Genomic DNA, 19,838 nt, shown 5'->3' with positions numbered 1-19,838 from the left:
GCGTTATTACACGCTTTCAACGTCATGAAGCCGCCGCCTTTTATGCGGACAATCGCTGCGATGAAGGAGAATAGAATGAACGACCTCACCACCGGCGAAACGGCCAACGCAAACACACCGCAAAACGGCGTGACGCGTCGTGGCGTGCTGACGGCATTTTCCATGGCCGCAATCATGGCCGGCCTGTCGCCGCTTGACGCCTTTGCCCAGGCAGCCGGCAACACGGCGACAGCGCAGAAAATCGCCAATCACTTCTCATCGGTCAAAACCATGATGGGGGAATTCGTCCAGTTCGGCCCGCGCGGTGAACAGACCGGCGGCAAGTTCTATATCGAACGCCCCGGCAAACTCCGCTTCAACTACGAAGACCCCTCGCCCATGCGGGTCATCGCCGACGGCAAGAACGTCGTTATCGGCAATATGAAGCTCAAGACGTGGGATCTTTATCCGCTCTCCAAGACGCCGCTCAGCCTGCTTCTGTCCGACAAGATCGATCTCGGCAATCAGAAGGTTCGCAACGTCAAGGAAGAATCGGACCTGACCACCATCGTGCTGGGCGACAAGAGCGTCTTCGGCGATTCCACCATTACCCTGATGTTCGATCCGAAGACCTTCGATCTGAGGCAATGGACCACGACCGATGCCCAGAACAAGGACACGACCGTCATGATCTTCAACGTCCAGACCGGCGTGAACCTGGATGAACGCGTCTTCAACATCAATTACGAGGAAGTCCGCAAAGGCGGCTGAGGCTTCAAGCCCCAAGGAAATTCTTGGAAAGGCGACCCTGCGGTCGCCTTTTTCATTTTACCGCTAAAATACATTCCCGTTTTCGTCGCAATGTTATAAGCCTGCGCCCCGGAAACATGTCACGAGCCAGGCGGTTCGCGGCAGTAAAAGCGGAGCACATGCATGTCGTTTTCGATAACCACCTGGAACATCAACTCGGTCAGGCTCAGAATGCCGATTGTTGAGCAGTTTCTGGTACGTTACAAACCCGACATTCTCTGCCTGCAGGAAACGAAATGCCCGAATGGCGAGTTTCCGATGAAGCCGCTGAAGGCGCTCGGTTATGAGCATGTCATCATCCATGGCCAGAAGGGCTATCACGGCGTCGCCATCGCCTCGAAGATTCCGCTGATCGAAGACCATCGGCAGGATTATTGTGGCGTCGGCGATGCGCGGCATATTTCCGCGATTTTCCAGGTCGGATCGCGCCGCGTGCGACTGCATAATTTTTATGTGCCGGCAGGCGGGGACGAGCCGGATCGCTCGATCAATCCGAAATTCGGCCACAAGCTGGATTTTATCGAGGAAATGAAGGCGCTGCGCGCCGATGGCGTGCCTGGCACCTCGTCCATTCTCGTCGGCGATCTCAACATCGCACCGCTCGAAAATGACGTCTGGTCGCACAAGCAGCTTCTGAAGATCGTCAGCCATACGCCCGTCGAAACCGAAGGCATGCTTGACATCATGAAAAAGGGCAACTGGCTCGATCTGATGCGCCTGAACGTGCCGGAGACGGAAAAGATCTATACCTGGTGGAGCTACCGCGCCAAGGACTGGGAAGCGGCTGATCGCGGCCGCCGCCTCGACCACATCTGGTCTTCGCAGGATCTCGGTTCCTCGCTCGAAAAAATCGACATATTGCGCGAGGCCCGCGGCTGGAACCGGCCATCCGACCATGTTCCCGTCACCGCCCATTTCCGATTCTGAACAGGCGGAATTGTCTGGCGTCAGACGAAGCGGTTCTGCAAACGAGCCGCCCCTGCCGCCAGCGACGCGATATTGTCGCGAATACGCGCCGACACGATATCGGCAACCTCCGGAAACTCCTCCACCAGCCGGTGGAAGAGGATGCGCGTTATGCGGATGACTTCGGAATCCTCCACTGCCACGGCAGTAAACTTCCGTTCGCAGAGCGTGAAAAGCGCGAGCTCCGAAAGTAGCGCCCCCTTGCCCGGCGTCGCCTGCAGCACGGGCTTGCCATCCCGCCCTGCCGTGAAAAGCTCGAAATGGCCAGCCGTCACCGCAAAAGCGCATTCGGCCGGCGAGTGTTCCCGAAACAATGTCTGTCCGGCCGATACACGGCGGCGCTCCGCACCGAAGGCGATAAGCCGCAGCTGGTCATCGCTGAACCCAGCAAATAACGGCACTTGCCCCAGCAGCATAATATCGTCCGTCAAGGCCATGTCGATCGTCACTCCGGAAAAACGCCTGCACTACTATAGCGGTTTTCCAATATCGGCCCTCAAAATACAAGCTGTTAAAACGCCGCGCGCCTTTTCGGACGCGCAGCGTGAGCTTTGGACACATGACAGGTGCAAAGAGGCCCCTGCTCAGGGAACGATCTTGTATCCGCCGTTCTCGGTCACCAGAATTTCAGCGTTGGACGGGTCGCGTTCGATCTTCTGGCGCAGACGATAGACATGCGTTTCAAGTGTATGCGTTGTCACACCGGAATTGTAACCCCAGACCTCTTCCAGCAGGACGTCGCGGGTAACGACGGTGCTGCCGGCGCGGTAGAGATAACGGATGATCGCCGCTTCCTTTTCCGTCAGCCGGATTTTCTTGCCGTCCTCCGTCGTCAACAGCTTCTGGCTGGGCTTGAACTGATAGGGACCGACGGTGAAAACCGCATCCTCACTCTGCTCGTATTGACGCAGCTGCGCCCGGATACGCGCCAGAAGCACGGCGAAACGGAAGGGTTTCGTCACATAGTCGTTCGCCCCGGCTTCCAACCCAAGAATAGTATCGGAATCTGTATCGTGCCCGGTCAACATAATGATCGGCGCCTTGAAGCCGCCCTTGCGCAACAGCTTTACCGCCTCACGGCCGTCCATGTCCGGAAGGCCGACATCCATGATCAGAAGATCGACCTGAGCGGTCTTGGCGGTCTGCATCGCCTGCGCGGCATTGGCGCCGCTGAGCAGCGAGAATTCCTCATAAGGAGACAATTGCTCGGTCAGCGTCTCCCGAAGATCGTCGTCATCGTCCACCAGAAGGATAGTGCGAGCCGTCATTCGGATTCTCAGCCTTTCTTACTTTAGCGCATCGGCCCAAAAATCAGGCTCGATTTTCGAGAGACACGACGCGTAGTTTAAAAGAGTTAGAACGTCCCTTATGCATCCCAAAAGATGCCTGGCGCTCTAATTACCAGCCAATTCAGCGGTTTGCCGATAAAAGGTCAACCCATTGCCATGATATAACGAAGTGCTATGACTTCACGTTGAATAACCTGCAAAGCAAAATCTCGTGAAAAACATGAGCACCCAGCCCGTAAGACAACGTAAACGCGCATCGACGCTCATGGTTCGGCCCGCCCCCTCGAAAATCAGCCGCGCCATCGTCCAGCTCGGGCATCTCACCTTTCCCGCCGCGATCGGACGCAATGGCCGCACTGCGCTGAAACGCGAAGGAGACGGAAAATCTCCCATCTCCACCATCGGCCTGCTGCACGGGTTTTATCGCGGCGACCGCCTTGCCGGCATCGCCACGGCACTGCCGATGCAGCGAACACGCAAGTCCATGCTATGGTGCGACGAGCCCCGTAGTCCCAGTTACAACAGACTGGTCAAGGCGCCCTTCGCCCCGAGCCATGAAGAGATGATGCGCAAGGACAGCCTCTACGACGTCTGCCTGGTGCTCGACTGGAATATCACCTCGAGAAGCCGCAACCGCGGCTCGGCGATCTTCATGCATCTGATCAGACCGGGATATGAGCCGACGGCGGGCTGCGTCGCCCTCCATCCCCGTGACATGCGGCGCATCCTGCCGCATCTGCGCAAAGGCACGACAATCCGCATCCTGTGAATTTCAGCCTGCAATTGGGCAACAAAAAACCCGCCATCAAGGCGGGTTTTTTTAGAGGGAAAAAGCCGGTTATTAAGCGGCTTCGTCCTGAGAATCGTCCTCTTCGACGGTCTTGCCGCGCTTGGGGCCCTTGGCAAGGTTCACTTCCACCAGGCGAACAGCCTCGGTTTCAGACATCTTGTTGACGGCGGCGATTTCGCGCGCCATGCGGTCGAGAGCAGCTTCATAAAGCTGACGCTCGGAATAGGACTGCTCCGGCTGATTTTCCGCACGGTAGAGATCGCGCACGACTTCCGCAATCGCGATGAGATCGCCGGAATTGATCTTCGCATCATATTCCTGCGCGCGGCGCGACCACATGGTACGCTTCACACGCGCCTTGCCCTGCACCACTTTCAGCGCCCGCTCGACAAAATCGCCTTCGGAAAGCTTGCGCATGCCGATGCTGACGGCTTTGGCGACGGGAACTTTAAGACGCATCTTGTCTTTTTCGAAATCAATGACAAAAAGCTCAAGCTTCATGCCGGCGACTTCTTGTTCCTCGATGGCAGAAATGGTACCGACACCATGAGCGGGATACACAATCGCTTCACCGGTCTTGAAACCGTGATGTGCTGGAGATTTCTTCTGCTGGGTCGTCATTCGTTCTAAAAACTCCCTGTTACATACCCGGGGATGCCGGGGTTGGGTCGGTCAGGCCCTGATGAGACGGGGGAACCGTCAGGTGACTCCGCACTGGTCCAGCCGTGCACGCAAAAACACACCTTCCCGTCTTGCGGGGTTCGATAACGTAAACGCTCGATATGTCACGGAAACCGCGTGCAAAAGAGGTGTTGCTTTCGTGGTGTTTTTGGGCACACAAATGCCACGCTGTGGATCAGTGTCGTTGGTGTACCACAAAAATAGGCGCAAATCAATAATTTGCTTCGACCGTGGCCGCAACATCACATGGCAGCCAAAGAACCGCCTAAAAATTAGCCGCAGAAATACTGTCAAAATGCTTCGTGACAGGCCCTCATGGCAAAAGGAGAAAAAAATTTCACTTACCGACTGAAGAAACACGAAAGCCTCTTAAACTCTTCGTAATTCCACGCCAATATCCGATTCGACTGAAAAGGCAAAATCCGCAAATTGGCGATGCTTTTTTATATTAAAGTGTGATTTTTGGAGGAATCCACGTCAAATGGGCTACAGAAATAATCCAAAACGCGAAAAACAGATCGAAAAAGCGCGCCAGCAGGCAATTGCCGAAAATGTCCAATTTCTTGATCCGGGTATTCTTTATGGAAGGGCAAGTGCCGACGATATAGAATATTATTCCGCAGAGATGCTGGCTGCGAGCGCCGCTCACAGTTTCGAGGCGCTTTCGCACTGGACCGGAGACGCTCCGTACATCGACATCTCCCAGGTGGAGGGCGTTTCGCCGCGGGATATTCCGGTAACGGTCCTGACCATTATTGGCCGCAATATGCCCTTCCTTTACGATTCTGTCATGGGCGAAGTCACCAGCAGCTATCGCGGTCTTTACCTCGCGGTGCATCCGATCCTGGTGCGCGACGAAAGCGCGCAGGCGGGCTACCGTCTTGCGGAACCCGAGGATGATCCCGCTGAAAATATCAGCCTCATCCAGCTGCATATCGCGCCGCTCACGCCGCAAGCCGCCGCAGCGCTGGAAGAAAGACTGCGCTTCGTGCTGACGCAGGTTCAGTTCGCCTATCGCGACTGGCGGCCCATGCTGGCGAAACTCGACGAGGCGCTGGATGAATTGTCCAGGCGCGGCTCGTCACGGCGCAAGACCGAGCGTGCAGAAGCCGTCGAATTCCTCAACTGGCTTCGCAACGACAATTTCACCTTCCTCGGCATGCGCGACTACACCTATTCCGGTAAAGGAAAGAACGCGAAGATCGAGCGCGGTGACGGCGTCGGCCTCGGCAGCCTCAGCGATCCGGATGTCCGCGTGCTGCGTCTCGGCAAGAATGCCGTGACGACGACACCGGAAATCCTTGCCTTCCTCGACGGCCCGGATTTCCTCATCGTCACCAAGGCCAATGTGAAATCCATCGTGCACCGCCGTGCCTATATGGATTACATCGGCATCAAGCGCTTCGACGAGGACGGCAATGTCATCGGCGAACTGCGCATCGTCGGCCTCTTCACCGCCACCGCCTATACGCGCTCGGTCAAGCAGATACCGCTGCTGCGCGCCAAGGTGGCGGAAGTCGAGCGGCATTTCGGCTTCGATCCGAACAGCCACTCGGGCCGCATCCTGCAGAACACGCTGGAAGCCTATCCGCGTGACGATCTCTTCCAGATCGAAACCGATCTTCTGATCCGCTTCGTCGAGCAGATCATGGAACTGAGCGACCGGCCGCGCGTGCGCGTGCTTGCACGTATCGACCGTTTCGACCGTTTCGTTTCGGCCATCATCTTCGTTCCGCGCGAGGAGTATAATTCTTATGTGCGCGAGAAGATCGGCGATTATCTGAGCAGGGTCTATGACGGGCATATTTCCGCCTATTACCCCGCCTTCCCCGAAGGCGCCGTCGCCCGCGTCCACTTCATTGTCGGCCGAACCGAAGGCAAGACGCCGCGCATCGCCCAGGACAAGCTCGAAGACGCCGTCAGCGACATTGCGGCGCGCTGGATAGACCATTTCGTCGCCCTCTCCGAGCCGGGTGCACCGGTGCTGGAGGTCGATCAGGCCTATCAGGAAGCCTTCACGCCGGAAGAAGCGATCGGCGACATGCCGGATATTCTCGGTGCCGCGAAGGGCGAGCCGGTCCGCATCGAATTTTACCAGCAGGAAGGTCAGTCGGCGGAGACGCTGTCGCTGAAGATTTTCCACCGCGACGGCCACCTGCCGCTTTCGCGCCGCGTGCCGCTGCTCGAAAATCTCGGTTTCAACGTCATCAGCGAACGCACCTTCGATATCGGCGTCGTTTCGGACAGCGAAAAGCGCGACATCGTGCTGCACGACATGGAACTGTCCGTCGCCAAGGGAACGACGCTCGATCTGCCGCACTATGCACAGAAACTCGAAGAAGCTTTCCTCGCCGCCTTCTCCGGCAAGGTCGACAATGACAATTTCAACCGCCTGATCCTCGCCTGCGGCCTCACCGTGCGCGAAGTCTCCGTGCTGCGCGCCTATGCGCGTTATCTCCGCCAGACCGGGATCGTCTATTCGCAGGAGCATATTTCCGAGACGCTCTATAAGTATCCGGCGATTTCCCGCAATATTTTCGCGCTGTTCAAGGCCGGCTTCGATCCGTCTGTCGACGAAAAGAAGCGGCTGAAGAAACTCGCCGAAATACACAAGGCAATCGAAGCGGCATTGAGCGGTGTTCCCAATCTCGACGAGGACCGCACGCTCAGGCGTTACGTCAACGCCATCGATGCGACGCTGCGCACCAACTACTTCCAGAAAAATGCCGACGGCACCCCCCGTGACCTTCTGGCATTCAAGTTCGATCCGAAACATCTGGACGGCCTGCCCGATCCCCGCCCCTTCCGCGAAATCTTCGTTTACGGCACCGAGGTCGAAGGCGTGCATCTGCGCTTCGGCAAGGTCGCACGCGGCGGTCTGCGCTGGTCGGATCGCGGCCAGGATTACCGCACGGAAGTGCTCGGTCTCGTCAAGGCGCAACAGGTCAAGAATGCGGTGATCGTTCCGGTCGGCGCCAAGGGCGGCTTCTTCCCGAAGAATCTGCCGGCCGGCGGCTCCCGCGACGAGGTGTTCAACGCCGGCCGCGAGGCCTACAAGACGTATATCCGCACCCTGCTGTCCATCACCGACAATATCGTCGACGATGCCATCGTGCCGCCAGCAGATACGCTGCGGCTCGACGGTGACGACCCCTATTTCGTCGTCGCCGCCGACAAGGGAACAGCAACCTTCTCCGATACGGCAAACGGTCTTGCCCATGAGGCCGGTTTCTGGCTGGACGACGCCTTCGCATCGGGCGGTTCGGCCGGTTACGACCACAAGAAGATGGGTATTACCGCCCGTGGCGCCTGGGAAACGGTGAAACGCCATTTCCGTGAAATGGACACCGACATCCAGACCACCCCCTTCACGGTGGCGGGCGTGGGCGATATGTCCGGCGACGTTTTCGGCAACGGCATGCTGCTGTCGGAAAAGATCAGGCTGATCGCCGCCTTCGATCACCGCGATATTTTCATCGATCCGGATCCCGACACCGACAGGTCCTTTGCCGAACGCAAGCGGCTTTTCGAACTGCCGCGTTCCAGCTGGCAGGATTACGATCGTTCGGCCCTCTCCGCCGGCGCGATGATCATCTCGCGCTCCGAAAAATCGGTGACGCTGACACCGGAAGCCGTGGTCGCCATCGGCATCGACAAATCCGTCGCCACGCCCTTCGAGATCATGACGGCCATCCTGAAGGCGCCAACCGATCTTCTGTGGTTCGGCGGCATCGGCACTTACATCAAGGCGGCGGTGGAAACCAATGCCGAGGTGGGTGACAGAGCGAACGACCCGATCCGCGTCAACGCAACCGAGCTGCGCGCCAAGGTCATCGGCGAAGGCGCCAATCTCGGCATCACCCAGAAGGGGCGCATCGCCTATGCGCTTTCAGGCGGGCGATGCAATTCCGACGCCATCGACAACTCGGCTGGAGTGAACTCCTCGGACGTCGAGGTCAACATCAAGATCGCGCTTGCCTCCGCCGTTAACAGCGGTCGCCTGACGATGCCGAAACGCAACCAGCTTCTTGCTTCCATGACGCCGGAAGTGGCGCAGCTAGTACTGCGCAACAACTACCTGCAATCGCTGGCGATCTCGCTGACGGAGCGGCTGGGCCTTTCGAACCGCGAAGAACTCGGCCGCCTGATGAGCGCGCTGGAGGCGACCGGACAACTGAACCGCAAGGTCGAGACCCTGCCGAACAATGCCGAATTCAGCGAAAGATACGCCACCGGCAAACCGCTGACCCGGCCGGAAATCGGCGTGCTCCTTTCCTATGCCAAGCTCACCTTGTTCGATGCATTGGTGGCAAGCACGCTTCCCGACGAACCCTATCTCCAGCATCTTCTGGTCGATTATTTCCCGGCCAAGATGCAGAAAAACTATGCAGACGATATCAAGTCGCATCGTCTGCATCGCGAAATCGTCGCCACCGCGCTCGCCAATGCCGTCGTCAATCGGGGCGGCCCGGGCTTTGTGCAGAAACTTGCCGATGCGAGCGGCCTTCTGGCGGCCGACGTTGTCAAGGCGGCGGTGATCGTCGAAGATGGTTTCGGCCTCAAACGCCTGTGGAGCGAAGTCGACGCGCTTGACGGCAAGGTCGGCGGTGAAGTCCAAAACGGGCTTTATGCCACGATTACGCGCATCTTCTCGGATGCGAGCAGGCTTTACCTGCAAACCGGGAGCGCGGGTGCGACCGCAGGCGACATGGCAACCGAAATCGAGCGCCTGAGAACCGCCATCAAGACCCTGTCCCCGGCAGCAGCGAAGTATCGCCGCGAACTCGGCGTCACGGAAATCGACGGCGTTCCTTCCGGTCTTCTGGAGGAACTCGATACGCTTTCCCTGCTCGTCTATGTGCCGGAGATCATGCGCATCGCCGAAAGCGCGGGCACCACGCTTGCCCGCGCCGCCGAAAGCTACGCCACCGTCTCGTCGACCTTCCGCGTCGCGCGTCTGCTGGATGCAAGTCAGCGCATCACACCGGCGGATCATTACGAGAGCCTGGCTCTCCTGCGCAGCCAGGACCAGATCTCCTCATCGAGACGCCGGATCGTCATCTCCGCGCTGACCGAATATGCAAAAGAAAAGGATCCGGTTCAGGCCTGGTACGCGGCGGACCGCGTGCGGGTCAACCGCATCGTCTCCGAACTCGGCGCGCTCAGCGATAGCGGCGATACCAACCTTGCCCGTCTGACGGTCGCGGCCGGGTTGCTTGGCGATATCGTTCAGGCACGCTGATCGGCAGCCTCAAAAAACGCCATCCGGGGCCTCCCGGATGGCGCCAGACAAGACGGATGCACCCGCATCGCGCATTTTATTTCCCGATTTTCCGATAGGACGATGAATGACTGTCCCTTCCCCAAATGCGGAAACAGTGGTTGCCAAACGCGGCATCTGGGGCTGGGTGATGTTCGACTGGGCGGCGCAGCCGTTTTTCACGGTCGTCACAACCTTCGTTTTCGGACCCTATTTCGTCGCACGGCTCACCGATGATCCGATTTCGGCGCAGGCAACTTGGAGCAACATGGCGACGGTATCGTCGATCATTATCGCCCTCTTCTCCCCCATTCTCGGCTCCATCGCCGACCAGTCCGGCGCACGCAAGCCGTGGATCGCCTTTTTTGCCGCCATCAAGATCGTCAGTCTTTTCTTCCTGTGGTTCGCAACACCGGGATCGCCGCTCAGCCTGCCGATTATCTGTATTATCCTCGCTTCCATCGCGGCCGAATTCTCGATTGTCTTCAACGATTCCATGATGCCGCGGCTGACCAACCCGCAAAATGTCGGGCGCATTTCCAATCTCGCCTGGGGGCTTGGGTATCTCGGCGGGATGGTGGTGCTGACCGCCGTGGTGACGCTTCTGGCCGCAAGCCCTAAAACCGGGCTGACATTGGCCGGAATTACGCCGCTCTTAGGACTGGACCCCGCCAGCGGTGCGGATGCGCGAGTAACCGGGCCAATTGCCGCAATCTGGTATCTCGTCTTCATTCTACCAATGTTCCTGTTCACGCCCGATGCGAGAAGGGGCCTGCCCTTCGGCGTGGCGATCCGCTCAGGGCTTTCTGAACTTAACAACACGTTGCGTGAGCTGCGCAGCCGCCCGCTTCTGCTAAGATTTTTCATCGCCCGGATGCTGTATCAGGATGGCGTGAATGGGCTCATCATCCTCGGAGGAACGTTTGCTGCCGGAATGTTCGGCTGGGAGACTATGGAAATAGGCCTTTTTGGCATTTTGCTCAATATAGTCGCCATCGCAGGCTGTTTCACGGCCGGGCGGGTCGATCAGACACTCGGTTCTCGTATCACCATTCTGATTAGCCTGTCGCTCCTGCTGCTCGCGACGCTCGGACTCGTCTCGACGGACAAAGACTCCACCCTTTTCGGCCTGCTACAATTGTCGACCGCAGATAATGGCGGCATCTTCGCCACCGGCGCGGAAAAGGCCTATCTGCTTTATGGCGTTTTGATCGGCCTTGCATTCGGCCCCGTTCAGGCCTCGTCACGATCTTATCTCGCCCGCAACATCACCGTGGCGGAGGCGGGCCGTTATTTCGGTATCTATGCGCTCTCCGGACGCGCCACCAGCTTCTTGGCGACGCTGTCGTTTTCCATAGCAACCACAATAAGCGGCTCAGCCCATATCGGCATGGCGACGCTCATCGTATTTCTGGGATCTGGGTTCCTGTTGTTGCTGCGCGTGCCGGAAAGAACGGCAGACTGAAAGTCTGAAGCAAAAGCCGATGCGGTTTGCTGAAACCGGGCATCGGCCCGACAGGATCAGAGCTGATCGAGCTTTTGCTGCAATGCGCGCAACTGCGCCTTCAGCTCATCGATTTCGGATGCATTCGGCTTGCGGGTTTCCTTGGGCGCCTGCGGCATTGCGAAAGGTGTGAAACCCTGCATCGCCTGCCGGAAGAGTTCCGTATTGCGACGGATCTGCTCTTCCATCATTTGCAGCGGTGCCTGAAAATTGCGGGCAAGCGAGCCATCACCGAAAGCCTTGGCCATATGCTCCTGCATCTGGCTCTGCTGATCGGAGAAGGTCTTCATCGAATGTTCGAGAAATGTCGGCACGACCATCTGCATCTGGTCGCCGTAATAGGAGATCAATTGCCGCAGAAACGCCGTCGGCAGCAACGTATTGCCGGTTTTGGCCTCCTGTTCGACGATGATCTGCGTCAGCACCGCATGCGTGATGTCTTCGGAGGACTTGGCATCCTGAACCTTGAAGTCCTCGCCGCGCTTGACCATCTGCGCCAGATCATCGAGCGTCACATAGGTGCTGGTGCCGGTGTTGTAGAGCCGCCGGTTAGCGTATTTTTTAATGATTGTTTCGCCGTCGTGTTTCGCCATGCCCGCCTCCTCGCGATGATGGTATTTTCTTGTTTTTTGGTCTTCTTGCTCTTCCCGGCGCAAAGTGTATGCGCAAAACGAGCCCTCTGACAAATGTTTTGTGCATCGCAACAGTTTGTTTTTTGCGCAGCAATTTTCCGCAAGATTTTAGTGTGATTTAGCAACATCTTTTAAAGCAACTTTCGCCATTTGACTTGTATTGAAAGCTTTGCCAGTCTCCGCCCGCAAGTGAGGAGAAAACTGATGACCCTGCCTTCAATCGTGATTGCCAGCGCCGCGCGCACAGCCGTCGGCTCTTTCAATGGCCACTTCGCCAATACGCCAGCCCACGAACTCGGGGCGACCGTCATCAGCGCTGTGCTGGAGCGTGCCGGTGTCGCGGCAAACGAAATCGATGAAGTCATTCTCGGTCAGGTCCTGACGGCGGGCGAGGGGCAGAACCCGGCGCGGCAGGCTGCCATGAAGGCCGGCATTCCACAGGAAGCGACCGCCTTCGGTCTCAATCAGCTTTGCGGCTCCGGCCTGCGTGCCGTGGCCCTCGGTATGCAGCAGATCGCGACCGGCGACGCAAATATCGTCATTGCCGGCGGACAGGAATCCATGTCCATGGCTCCCCACTGCGCCCATTTGCGCGGCGGCGTGAAGATGGGCGATTTCAAGATGATCGACACCATGCTGAAAGATGGCCTTACTGACGCCTTTTATGGCTATCACATGGGCATCACCGCTGAAAACATCGCCCGCCAATGGCAGCTTTCCCGCGACGAGCAGGACCAATTCGCCGTCGCATCGCAAAACAAGGCCGAAGCCGCGCAAAGCGCTGGCCGTTTTGCAGATGAGATCGTGGCTTTCACGGTGAAGGGCCGTAAAGCCGATATCGTCATTGATACAGATGAGCATATCCGCGCCGGAGCTTCGCTGGAAACCATGGCCAAGCTGCGCCCCGCCTTCGACAAGGAAGGGACGGTCACGGCCGGCAACGCCTCCGGTCTGAACGATGGCGCCGCCGCCACGCTTTTGATGTCGGAACAGGAAGCAGGAAAGCGCGGCATCAGGCCGCTCGCCCGTATCGCCTCTTGGGCAACGGCAGGCGTCGATCCGCAAATCATGGGCACCGGTCCCATCCCTGCCTCCCGCAAGGCGCTGGCCAAGGCCGGCTGGTCGATCGGTGATATTGGCCTTGTGGAAGCCAACGAAGCCTTTGCGGCCCAGTCATGCGCCGTGGTGCGCGAACTTGGCCTTGATCCTGCTATCGTCAACGTCAATGGCGGGGCGATTGCCATCGGTCATCCGATCGGCGCCTCCGGCGCGCGCGTCCTCAACACCCTGATTTTCGAAATGCGCCGCCGTAACGTGTCGAAGGGTCTCGCAACGCTCTGCATCGGCGGCGGCATGGGTGTCGCCATGTGCATCGAAGCGCTCTGAAAACGCCGCACGACTTGCCAAAAAGCAATTCCGGTTCAGCGCGCAATAGGGTAGAAGCGGCCTCGAACAAGTTCTGCAAGATATGGAAGCATCCTTGCATATGCAGGCGCTTCAATGACAGGTCATGGAGGCCGATATGAGCCGGGTTGCGTTGATTTCCGGCGGGACGAGCGGCATAGGCGCCGCAATCGCCCGCGCCCTGCAGGCGGCCGGCTACCGGGTGGCCGTCAATTATGCCTTCACGACGGACAGGGCGGAAGCATTCCAGAAAGAAACCGGCATCCCCGCTTTTCAGTGGGACGTGCGCGACTATGACGCCTGCGTCAATGGCATAGCCAGGGTGGAAGAGACCTTCGGTCCCGTCGAGGTGCTCGTCAACAATGCCGGCATCACCCGCGATGCGATGTTCCATAAAATGTCGCCGCAGCAATGGCGCGAGGTTATCGATACCAACCTTACTGGCGTGTTCAACATGACCCACCCCGTATGGCCGGGCATGCGCGACCGCGGCTTCGGCCGCATCGTCAACATCTCCTCCATCAATGGCCAGAAAGGCCAGGCGGGACAGGCCAATTATTCCGCCTCGAAAGCGGGCGACATCGGGTTTACCAAGGCGCTCGCCCAGGAAGGCGCCAGCCGCAATATCACCGTTAATGCCATCTGCCCCGGCTATATCGGCACGGAGATGGTGAGAGCTATACCGGAGAAGGTTCTGGCAGAACGGATCGTGCCGCAAATTCCCGTTGGACGGTTGGGTGAGCCGGAAGAAATCGCACGCTGCGTTCTGTTTCTGGTTTCCGACGAGGCCGGTTTCATCACCGGTTCCACCATGACGGCCAATGGCGGACAATATTTCGCCTGAGGGCCGTCGATCCTGACTTCCCGCCGGCCTGAACCAGTAAACTTTCCGTGATCTCAGCTTCGATAATTTCGCCGCGCACAAAAACTTGAAGATGAAACACTGGAATGACACGCAGCCTAAACTAATGAAAATACGATAGTTTTTGTATAGTTTAGAATGAGTCTAGAAATCCTTGGCGACTCATTAAGAGGTTTTTCTTGACATTTGCTGTCCTGTTTTGGTTTAAGAACGAAAACAACGTGTTGCGTCATACAGGCAGTCCATCATGCTGGTTTGCAGCTGCAATTACATCACCGATCACGATATCCGGGACGTCATCAACGAACTCCTCGACGAGGACTGTTGGCAGCTCATCGTTCCTGCAAAAGTGTATCACGCCATGGAAAAACGTGGCCGCTGCTGCGGCTGTTTCCCCACCGTTGTCGACTTGATCATCAAAACCACTGAAGAATATCATGCCCGTCGCCACTCGACTGAGGCCGATGTTTTTGATTTTATGTCCCGCCTGAAGCAATTCCATGAAGAGAACAGGAGAGCGGACATTGAAAGGCGACAAAAAAGTCATCGAGCGGCTTAACGAGGCCCTTTTTCTCGAACTCGGTGCGGTAAACCAGTACTGGCTCCACTATCGTTTGCTGGAAGACTGGGGCTACACGAAGCTCGCCAAAAAGGAACGTGCTGAATCCATCGAGGAAATGCAGCACGCCGACAAGCTGGTCGCACGCATCATCTTCCTTGAAGGCCATCCCAACCTTCAGACCGTCGCGCCCCTGCGCATCGGCCAGAACGTCAAGGAAGTTCTGGAATCCGACCTTGCCGGCGAATATGACGCCCGCACCTCCTACAAGAAATCGCGTGATATCTGTTATGAGGCCGGAGACTACGTCTCCATGAAGCTTTTCGAAGAACTGCTGATCGACGAGGAAGGCCATATCGACTTTCTCGAAACCCAGCTCGAACTGCTCGGCAAGATCGGCGAGGAAAAATACGGCCAGCTCAACGCCGATTCCGCCAACGAAGCGGAATAAGCACTGGCGACAAAACAGAAAAGGCGGCCTTGGCCGCCTTTTTTATTTGCCGGAAAGGTGCTGGAACTCCGCCACGACCTGCTCGTATACGGCGCGCTTGAACGGCACGATGAGCTCCGGCAGGCTTTCCATCGGCTTCCAGTCCCACGCGTCGAATTCGGCCGTGTGCCCGGTCGGCGGCGGATCGATCTGGATCTCGCTTTCGTCGCCATCGAAACGGAACGCAAACCAGCGCTGCGCCTGCCCGCGATATTTGCCCCTGAGGCCGATACCGATCAGTTCGGGTGGCAGGTCATAGTGAATCCAGTCGCTCGCCTCCGCAAGCAGGCTCACCGTTTTCATGCCTGTTTCTTCGTAGAGTTCGCGAATGGCGGCCGTCAGAGGCCGTTCACCGTCATCGATGCCGCCCTGCGGCATCTGCCACAGATGCGGTGAGCCGTCATATTCGGAATTGCCTTCCTTGATGCGCCTGCCGGCCCAGACAAGGCCCTCGGCGTTCAGCACCATAATTCCCGCACAGGGACGGTAAGGCAAATCTTCTGCTTTGATTGTCATGGGAAACCCGCACTGTCTGAGCGCCAGAAATGGCCGCACGCAAGGTTTACTGCCCTGCCTGCCCGGAAACAAGCGCAGAAACACCGACAATCTCGATGCCGCGCCCGCCAGCCTCGCGCGACCACTTGGAGATCGCGGCAACGCTTTCATCGAAAGCCGAAGCAACGCCGATCGCCTGACCGTTACGCCGTGCAATTCGCTCCAGTTCGTCCAGCTTGCGCAGAATGGCAGCTTCGGTGACTTCACTGTCGAGCAGAATATCGGCAAAACCCTGTGGCGCGGAAATCGCCTTGGCAATGCCGCCGCTCAGCGACTGCGCCGAAGAACCATCATCCAGAAATAGCAGGCCACGCTTGCCGATGTCGCGCATTACCGGCTCCAGTGCCGCCTGCTCGGCAAGGAAACGCCCGCCGAGATAATTCATGATGCCGGTGTAATTGGTGATCTTCGCCATGGAGCGATGCAGCCGGTCGATGTTGACCTTGGCGGGATCACCCGCCAGCAGCGTGTCCGGGCCGGGATTGGTGCCGGGGTAACCGAAAGGCTCAAGCGGTATCTGCAGAAGGATTTCATGTCCCTGTCGGCGCGCTTCCTGCATCCAGCGCTGCAGGCTGTTGCCGCTGGCGGCAAAACCGAGCGTCACCTCCGGCGGCAGCTCCCGGATCGCTTTTTGCGACCCCGTCTGGCTGAGACCCAGCCCGCCGACCACGATCGCCACCCGGGTGCCGCGTGCACCAGACCAGGGCCGCGCATATTGCTCCATCGGCCGCAAACCATCCGCACCGACAACCGGCAATTTGCCAAACGCGGTTTCTTCCAGCAGTTCCTCATTGGGTCGCGTCGCCATGCGCGGATCCTGACCATAGGTCTGGCCGCTCATCAGCACGGGCCCGTCACTCTCGCGCGGGCGGGGAGAGTAAACCGATACGACATTGCCGTCAGGCATCGTCTCGCGATTGATATTGGCGCCCGAGCGGCCGCTTTGCGGCTGGAGACCGGCGGCGTCGCCGGGAGTCGTTACATCGGCCGGTGCGATTTCAGGCGTCTTTTCGGCAAGCTGAGGCTGTGCATCCGGCCCGTTCGCCGTCTTCTGCAAATTGCCGGGCGAAAGCGCCGTATAGACCGACAGGCCGCCGATTGAGAAAACCGCAAGCACCGACAGAGCCATAATGACGGAAAAGCGCCGGTTGATACCGGCGCTTTTTTTCTGACGACCCAGAAGCGGTTTTCGCAGATCCGAAGGCAATGAACGATCCGTCCAAACGGTTGGGCAATAGATGGAATGCGCCGGCTGACCGGCGCACTATCTTACTGCTTGTTGACCACAGCCTTTTCCGGGTTCGGCGGGAAAGACGGATCCGTCTTTGCGCCGCGCAACAGGTCCAGAGCATAGTTGAGCTGGATGTCGTCCTTGGCTTCCGGCGGAACATAAGCGGAGGAACCCGAACCTTCGTCGGTTTCGCTCTGACCCTTGATGTGGCCGGAAAGACCGGATTCACCTTCGGTGGTCACCTTGCCCTGCAGCTCGGGCGGCAATGGCTGTTCGACCTTGATGTCAGGCTCAATGCCCGTACCCTGGATCGATTTACCCGACGGCGTGTAGTAGAGCGCCGTGGTCAGACGCAGCGCGCCCGCCTCGCCGAGCGGAATGATCGTCTGGACCGAACCCTTACCGAAGGAACGCGTGCCGACCACGGTCGCACGGCGCAGATCCTGCAGGGCGCCGGCAACGATTTCCGAAGCCGAAGCCGAACCGCCGTTGACGAGCACGATTACCGGCTTGCCATCGGTCAGATCGCCTGCCGTCGCGTTGAAGCGGCGGGTCTCGTCAGGGTTACGGCCACGGGTCGAAACGACCTCGCCGCGCTCGAGGAAGGCGTCGGAGACATTGATCGCCTGATCGAGCAGACCGCCCGGGTTGAGGCGCAGGTCGAGCACATAACCCTTCAGCTTGTCGGCTGGCACATCCGCCTTGATCTTCTTGATCGCCTTTTCGAGATCGTCATAGGTCTTCTCGGTAAAGGAGATGACGCGCAGATAACCGACATTGTCACCTTCGACACGGGACTTGACGGCCCGCACGGCAATGACATCGCGCATGACGGTGAATTCGAGCGGCTTGTCGGCGCCCTGACGGATGATCGTCAGCTTGATCGGCGTCTTGACCGCGCCGCGCATCTTTTCAACCGCCTGTTCAAGCTTCAGGCCACGAACCGGCGTACCGTCGATTTCCGAAATGAAGTCGCCGGCGAGAATGCCTGCGCGGGAAGCCGGTGTATCGTCGATCGGCGTAATGACCTTGACGAGCTCGTTCTCCATGGTCACTTCGATGCCGAGACCGCCGAATTCACCCTTGGTCTGGGTGCGCATGTCGTTGGCATCCTTGGCATTCATGAAACTCGAATGCGGATCGAGCGAGCTCAGCATGCCGTTGATGGCGTTTTCCACCAGCTTCTCGTCATCCGGCGGCGTCACATATTGTGCGCGCACGCGCTCGAACACATCGCCAAAGATCGACAGTTCCTTATAGGTCGAAGGCCCGGCCGCCTGTGCCGGCATGCTCGCCGAATAAATCACGCTCATCGCCGTGGCGCCCATAAGCCCACCGATAAGGAGAAGCGAAACCTTACGAATCATTGTGCGCCCTTCCGGTATTTTTTGCGGTCCACCACGGTTGAGAATCAACCGGTACACCATCTTTCCTGAACTCAATGTAGAGCGTTGGCCTGTCGGTTTCCAGCGCCAATGCTGCTGCACTCGCTACTCTTTTTGCACCCATGGAGGCGATGGGCTCTCCGGAGAACACGAACATTCCCTGCCGCGTCCTCACATTGTCCATGCCCGTCATCACCACATGATATCCATCACCCGTATTGAGGATGATCATCCGGCCATAACTGCGAAAATCTCCGGCAAACACCACGAAGCCGTCTGCAGGCGCCGTCACGATGGCTTCCGGTCCGCTCGCGACGACAATTCCCTTGGAAAAGTGGCCCGTTCCGTCCGCATCGCCGAAGCGCCGCAGCACCTCGCCGGTAACCGGCAGCTCCAGCTTTCCCTTCAAACTCGCGAAGGGATATGCGGGCGCAATACGGTTTTTATCGGGCATTCCAGCCTCGGCCGCGGCCCGCTCCTTTTCGCGTTCCGCTTCCGAAAGACGGGCCAGACGCTGCTCTTCCGCCCGCGCCTTTTCCATAGCCTCCCGCACCGAGGTAATCTCGCCTTCGAGCGAACTGACGAGCCCTTCGAGGCTCGTCGCCTTGCTCGCAAGCTCTTCGGATCGCTTGCGTTCCGCCTCCAGCTCCGCCGCCGTCTGGGTATTCTTGCGATCGTTTTCGGCAATCAGCAGGTCGAGGCGTTTTTCCTCTTCCAGACTTGCCGTCATCATACCCGTAAGATCGTCCTTTTCGCGAGCGATTGCCTGCCTCAGATCGGTCAATTCTTTGAGAGCGGCGACCAGCTTGTCGGTTTCACCGCGAATGCCGGGCACGACGGCGCCGAGAAGAATGGCGCTTCGCACGGACGCCAGCGCATCCTCCGGCGAGACGAGAAGGGCGGGGGGCGGGTTTCGGCCCATGCGCTGCAACGCCGCCAGAACCTCCGCCAGCACACCGCGTCTTTCCCGCAACGACGCCTTGACGCCATCCTCGCGCACCGAAAGCTTGGCCAGGCGATCCTCACCGTCGCTGATCTTGGTTTCCAGCGCCTTGCGCCGGGCAGCCGATGCGATCAGCTCCTCCCGGATGCGGGCGCTGTCCTGATTGAGGGAGGCGATGCTTTCCTCAAGCTTCCTTGTCTTGTCTTCCGAAAGACCGATGCTGTCGACCAGCTCCTCCAGATCCTGCCGGTTCTGGTCGCGACGCTTCTCCAGCGTCTGCAGCGCATCCGGCGACGAATCATCGCCTGCGGCGGGAACGGCGCCCGCATCGTCGCGCGAATAGGTCGGACCGATGCCCATGACGAAAGCAGCAATAACTGCGCCCGCAAGGGCAGCGTGCCGTTTTCGTTGAGGCCTGTTGTCCATGTGAACTTTCTTTGATGCCGAAGCAGAAGCGCCGATATTAGGGATTTTGCCGCGATCTTCCAAGAGGCCATG

General features: G+C 58.4%; 17 protein-coding genes. 9 read left to right on the top strand and 8 right to left on the bottom strand.

The window, feature by feature from the left end; all coding sequences use genetic code 11:
* Nucleotides 1-24 precede the first annotated feature (24 nt).
* A complete protein-coding gene (locus tag ACQZ40_RS03675) occupies nt 25-750 on the top strand; it encodes an outer membrane lipoprotein carrier protein LolA (RefSeq protein ID WP_052025744.1) in 726 nt (241 codons plus the stop codon).
* 162 nt (nt 751-912) lie between these two features.
* Nucleotides 913-1,716 (top strand): exodeoxyribonuclease III, encoded by an 804-nt coding sequence (locus tag ACQZ40_RS03670; protein WP_065656875.1) that lies wholly within the window; start codon nt 913-915, stop codon nt 1,714-1,716.
* Nucleotides 1,717-1,736: 20 nt separating this feature from the next.
* On the opposite strand, the gene ACQZ40_RS03665 is transcribed toward ACQZ40_RS03670, so the two are convergent.
* Together ACQZ40_RS03665 and ACQZ40_RS03660 are read right to left on the bottom strand one after the other, a co-directional pair.
* The gene (locus ACQZ40_RS03665; RefSeq protein WP_003520283.1) at nt 1,737-2,192 is read right to left on the bottom strand and encodes a cyclic nucleotide-binding domain-containing protein; all 456 of its coding nucleotides are present in this window, start codon (nt 2,190-2,192) and stop codon (nt 1,737-1,739) included.
* Between the two features lie 147 nt (nt 2,193-2,339).
* Complete coding sequence (locus ACQZ40_RS03660; protein WP_003505216.1) at nt 2,340-3,023, bottom strand: response regulator transcription factor; 684 nt, start codon at nt 3,021-3,023, stop codon at nt 2,340-2,342.
* A 286-nt stretch (nt 3,024-3,309) separates the two neighbouring features.
* Between ACQZ40_RS03660 and ACQZ40_RS03655 the strand changes: the two genes are divergently transcribed.
* Nucleotides 3,310-3,813 (top strand): L,D-transpeptidase family protein, encoded by a 504-nt coding sequence (locus ACQZ40_RS03655; protein ID WP_433822598.1) that lies wholly within the window; start codon nt 3,310-3,312, stop codon nt 3,811-3,813.
* Nucleotides 3,814-3,885: 72 nt separating this feature from the next.
* On the opposite strand, the gene ACQZ40_RS03650 is transcribed toward ACQZ40_RS03655, so the two are convergent.
* Nucleotides 3,886-4,455, bottom strand: coding sequence for a CarD family transcriptional regulator (locus ACQZ40_RS03650; protein ID WP_003505223.1), 570 nt, complete (start codon nt 4,453-4,455; stop codon nt 3,886-3,888).
* A 541-nt stretch (nt 4,456-4,996) separates the two neighbouring features.
* Between ACQZ40_RS03650 and ACQZ40_RS03645 the strand changes: the two genes are divergently transcribed.
* Complete coding sequence (locus ACQZ40_RS03645; RefSeq protein WP_448747417.1) at nt 4,997-9,757, top strand: NAD-glutamate dehydrogenase; 4,761 nt, start codon at nt 4,997-4,999, stop codon at nt 9,755-9,757.
* 106 nt (nt 9,758-9,863) lie between these two features.
* The gene (locus ACQZ40_RS03640; protein ID WP_448747416.1) at nt 9,864-11,240 is read left to right on the top strand and encodes an MFS transporter; all 1,377 of its coding nucleotides are present in this window, start codon (nt 9,864-9,866) and stop codon (nt 11,238-11,240) included.
* A 56-nt stretch (nt 11,241-11,296) separates the two neighbouring features.
* Here the strand turns inward: ACQZ40_RS03640 and phaR are convergent, their stop codons facing one another.
* A complete protein-coding gene (gene phaR, locus ACQZ40_RS03635) occupies nt 11,297-11,872 on the bottom strand; it encodes a polyhydroxyalkanoate synthesis repressor PhaR (RefSeq protein WP_003520279.1) in 576 nt (191 codons plus the stop codon).
* Between the two features lie 243 nt (nt 11,873-12,115).
* On the opposite strand from phaR, the gene ACQZ40_RS03630 reads away from it, so the two are divergent.
* From ACQZ40_RS03630 to bfr, 4 genes are all read left to right on the top strand, one after another.
* Complete coding sequence (locus ACQZ40_RS03630) at nt 12,116-13,297, top strand: acetyl-CoA C-acetyltransferase (RefSeq protein ID WP_142844427.1); 1,182 nt, start codon at nt 12,116-12,118, stop codon at nt 13,295-13,297.
* 136 nt (nt 13,298-13,433) lie between these two features.
* Complete coding sequence (phbB, locus tag ACQZ40_RS03625; RefSeq protein ID WP_003520276.1) at nt 13,434-14,159, top strand: acetoacetyl-CoA reductase; 726 nt, start codon at nt 13,434-13,436, stop codon at nt 14,157-14,159.
* Nucleotides 14,160-14,424: 265 nt separating this feature from the next.
* On the top strand, nt 14,425-14,736 hold the full coding sequence (locus ACQZ40_RS03620) for a (2Fe-2S)-binding protein (RefSeq protein ID WP_003505234.1): 312 nt from the start codon (nt 14,425-14,427) through the stop codon (nt 14,734-14,736).
* The gene (gene bfr / locus ACQZ40_RS03615) at nt 14,702-15,187 is read left to right on the top strand and encodes a bacterioferritin (RefSeq protein ID WP_003520274.1); all 486 of its coding nucleotides are present in this window, start codon (nt 14,702-14,704) and stop codon (nt 15,185-15,187) included. Before ACQZ40_RS03620 ends, bfr begins: the two co-directional genes overlap by 35 nt.
* Before the next feature lie 42 nt (nt 15,188-15,229).
* Here the strand turns inward: bfr and ACQZ40_RS03610 are convergent, their stop codons facing one another.
* From ACQZ40_RS03610 to ACQZ40_RS03595, 4 genes are all read right to left on the bottom strand, one after another.
* Nucleotides 15,230-15,742: an RNA pyrophosphohydrolase gene (locus tag ACQZ40_RS03610; RefSeq protein ID WP_448747415.1), complete on the bottom strand. Its 513-nt coding sequence runs from the start codon at nt 15,740-15,742 to the stop codon at nt 15,230-15,232.
* 46 nt (nt 15,743-15,788) lie between these two features.
* Nucleotides 15,789-16,988, bottom strand: a complete 1,200-nt coding sequence (locus ACQZ40_RS03605) for a divergent polysaccharide deacetylase family protein (RefSeq protein ID WP_125145365.1) — start codon at nt 16,986-16,988, stop codon at nt 15,789-15,791.
* 62 nt (nt 16,989-17,050) lie between these two features.
* Nucleotides 17,051-18,379: a S41 family peptidase gene (locus ACQZ40_RS03600; protein WP_065656868.1), complete on the bottom strand. Its 1,329-nt coding sequence runs from the start codon at nt 18,377-18,379 to the stop codon at nt 17,051-17,053.
* Complete coding sequence (locus ACQZ40_RS03595) at nt 18,369-19,766, bottom strand: murein hydrolase activator EnvC family protein (RefSeq protein ID WP_080857110.1); 1,398 nt, start codon at nt 19,764-19,766, stop codon at nt 18,369-18,371. Before ACQZ40_RS03595 ends, ACQZ40_RS03600 begins: the two co-directional genes overlap by 11 nt.
* Nucleotides 19,767-19,838 lie beyond the last annotated feature (72 nt).

Source organism: Agrobacterium sp. 16-172Ci (assembly GCF_053522725.1).
Note: the sequence above shows the minus strand (reverse complement) of the source record. Positions and strands in the feature narration are given on the sequence as shown.

Excerpts from the sequence above, each read along its gene's own strand:
- ACQZ40_RS03670 (WP_065656875.1), top strand. The coding sequence starts at position 913 with ATGTCGTTTTCGATAACCACCTGGAACATCAACTCGGTCAGGCTCAGA.
- ACQZ40_RS03655 (WP_433822598.1), top strand. The coding sequence starts at position 3,310 with ATGGTTCGGCCCGCCCCCTCGAAAATCAGCCGCGCCATCGTCCAGCTC.
- ACQZ40_RS03650 (WP_003505223.1), bottom strand. The coding sequence starts at position 4,455 with ATGACGACCCAGCAGAAGAAATCTCCAGCACATCACGGTTTCAAGACC.
- ACQZ40_RS03620 (WP_003505234.1), top strand. The coding sequence starts at position 14,425 with ATGCTGGTTTGCAGCTGCAATTACATCACCGATCACGATATCCGGGAC.
- ACQZ40_RS03630 (WP_142844427.1), top strand. The coding sequence starts at position 12,116 with ATGACCCTGCCTTCAATCGTGATTGCCAGCGCCGCGCGCACAGCCGTC.
- ACQZ40_RS03665 (WP_003520283.1), bottom strand. The coding sequence starts at position 2,192 with ATGGCCTTGACGGACGATATTATGCTGCTGGGGCAAGTGCCGTTATTT.
- ACQZ40_RS03610 (WP_448747415.1), bottom strand. The coding sequence starts at position 15,742 with ATGACAATCAAAGCAGAAGATTTGCCTTACCGTCCCTGTGCGGGAATT.
- ACQZ40_RS03600 (WP_065656868.1), bottom strand. The coding sequence starts at position 18,379 with ATGATTCGTAAGGTTTCGCTTCTCCTTATCGGTGGGCTTATGGGCGCC.
- ACQZ40_RS03645 (WP_448747417.1), top strand. The coding sequence starts at position 4,997 with ATGGGCTACAGAAATAATCCAAAACGCGAAAAACAGATCGAAAAAGCG.
- ACQZ40_RS03660 (WP_003505216.1), bottom strand. The coding sequence starts at position 3,023 with ATGACGGCTCGCACTATCCTTCTGGTGGACGATGACGACGATCTTCGG.
- phbB (WP_003520276.1), top strand. The coding sequence starts at position 13,434 with ATGAGCCGGGTTGCGTTGATTTCCGGCGGGACGAGCGGCATAGGCGCC.
- ACQZ40_RS03640 (WP_448747416.1), top strand. The coding sequence starts at position 9,864 with ATGACTGTCCCTTCCCCAAATGCGGAAACAGTGGTTGCCAAACGCGGC.
- phaR (WP_003520279.1), bottom strand. The coding sequence starts at position 11,872 with ATGGCGAAACACGACGGCGAAACAATCATTAAAAAATACGCTAACCGG.
- ACQZ40_RS03675 (WP_052025744.1), top strand. The coding sequence starts at position 25 with ATGAAGCCGCCGCCTTTTATGCGGACAATCGCTGCGATGAAGGAGAAT.
- ACQZ40_RS03595 (WP_080857110.1), bottom strand. The coding sequence starts at position 19,766 with ATGGACAACAGGCCTCAACGAAAACGGCACGCTGCCCTTGCGGGCGCA.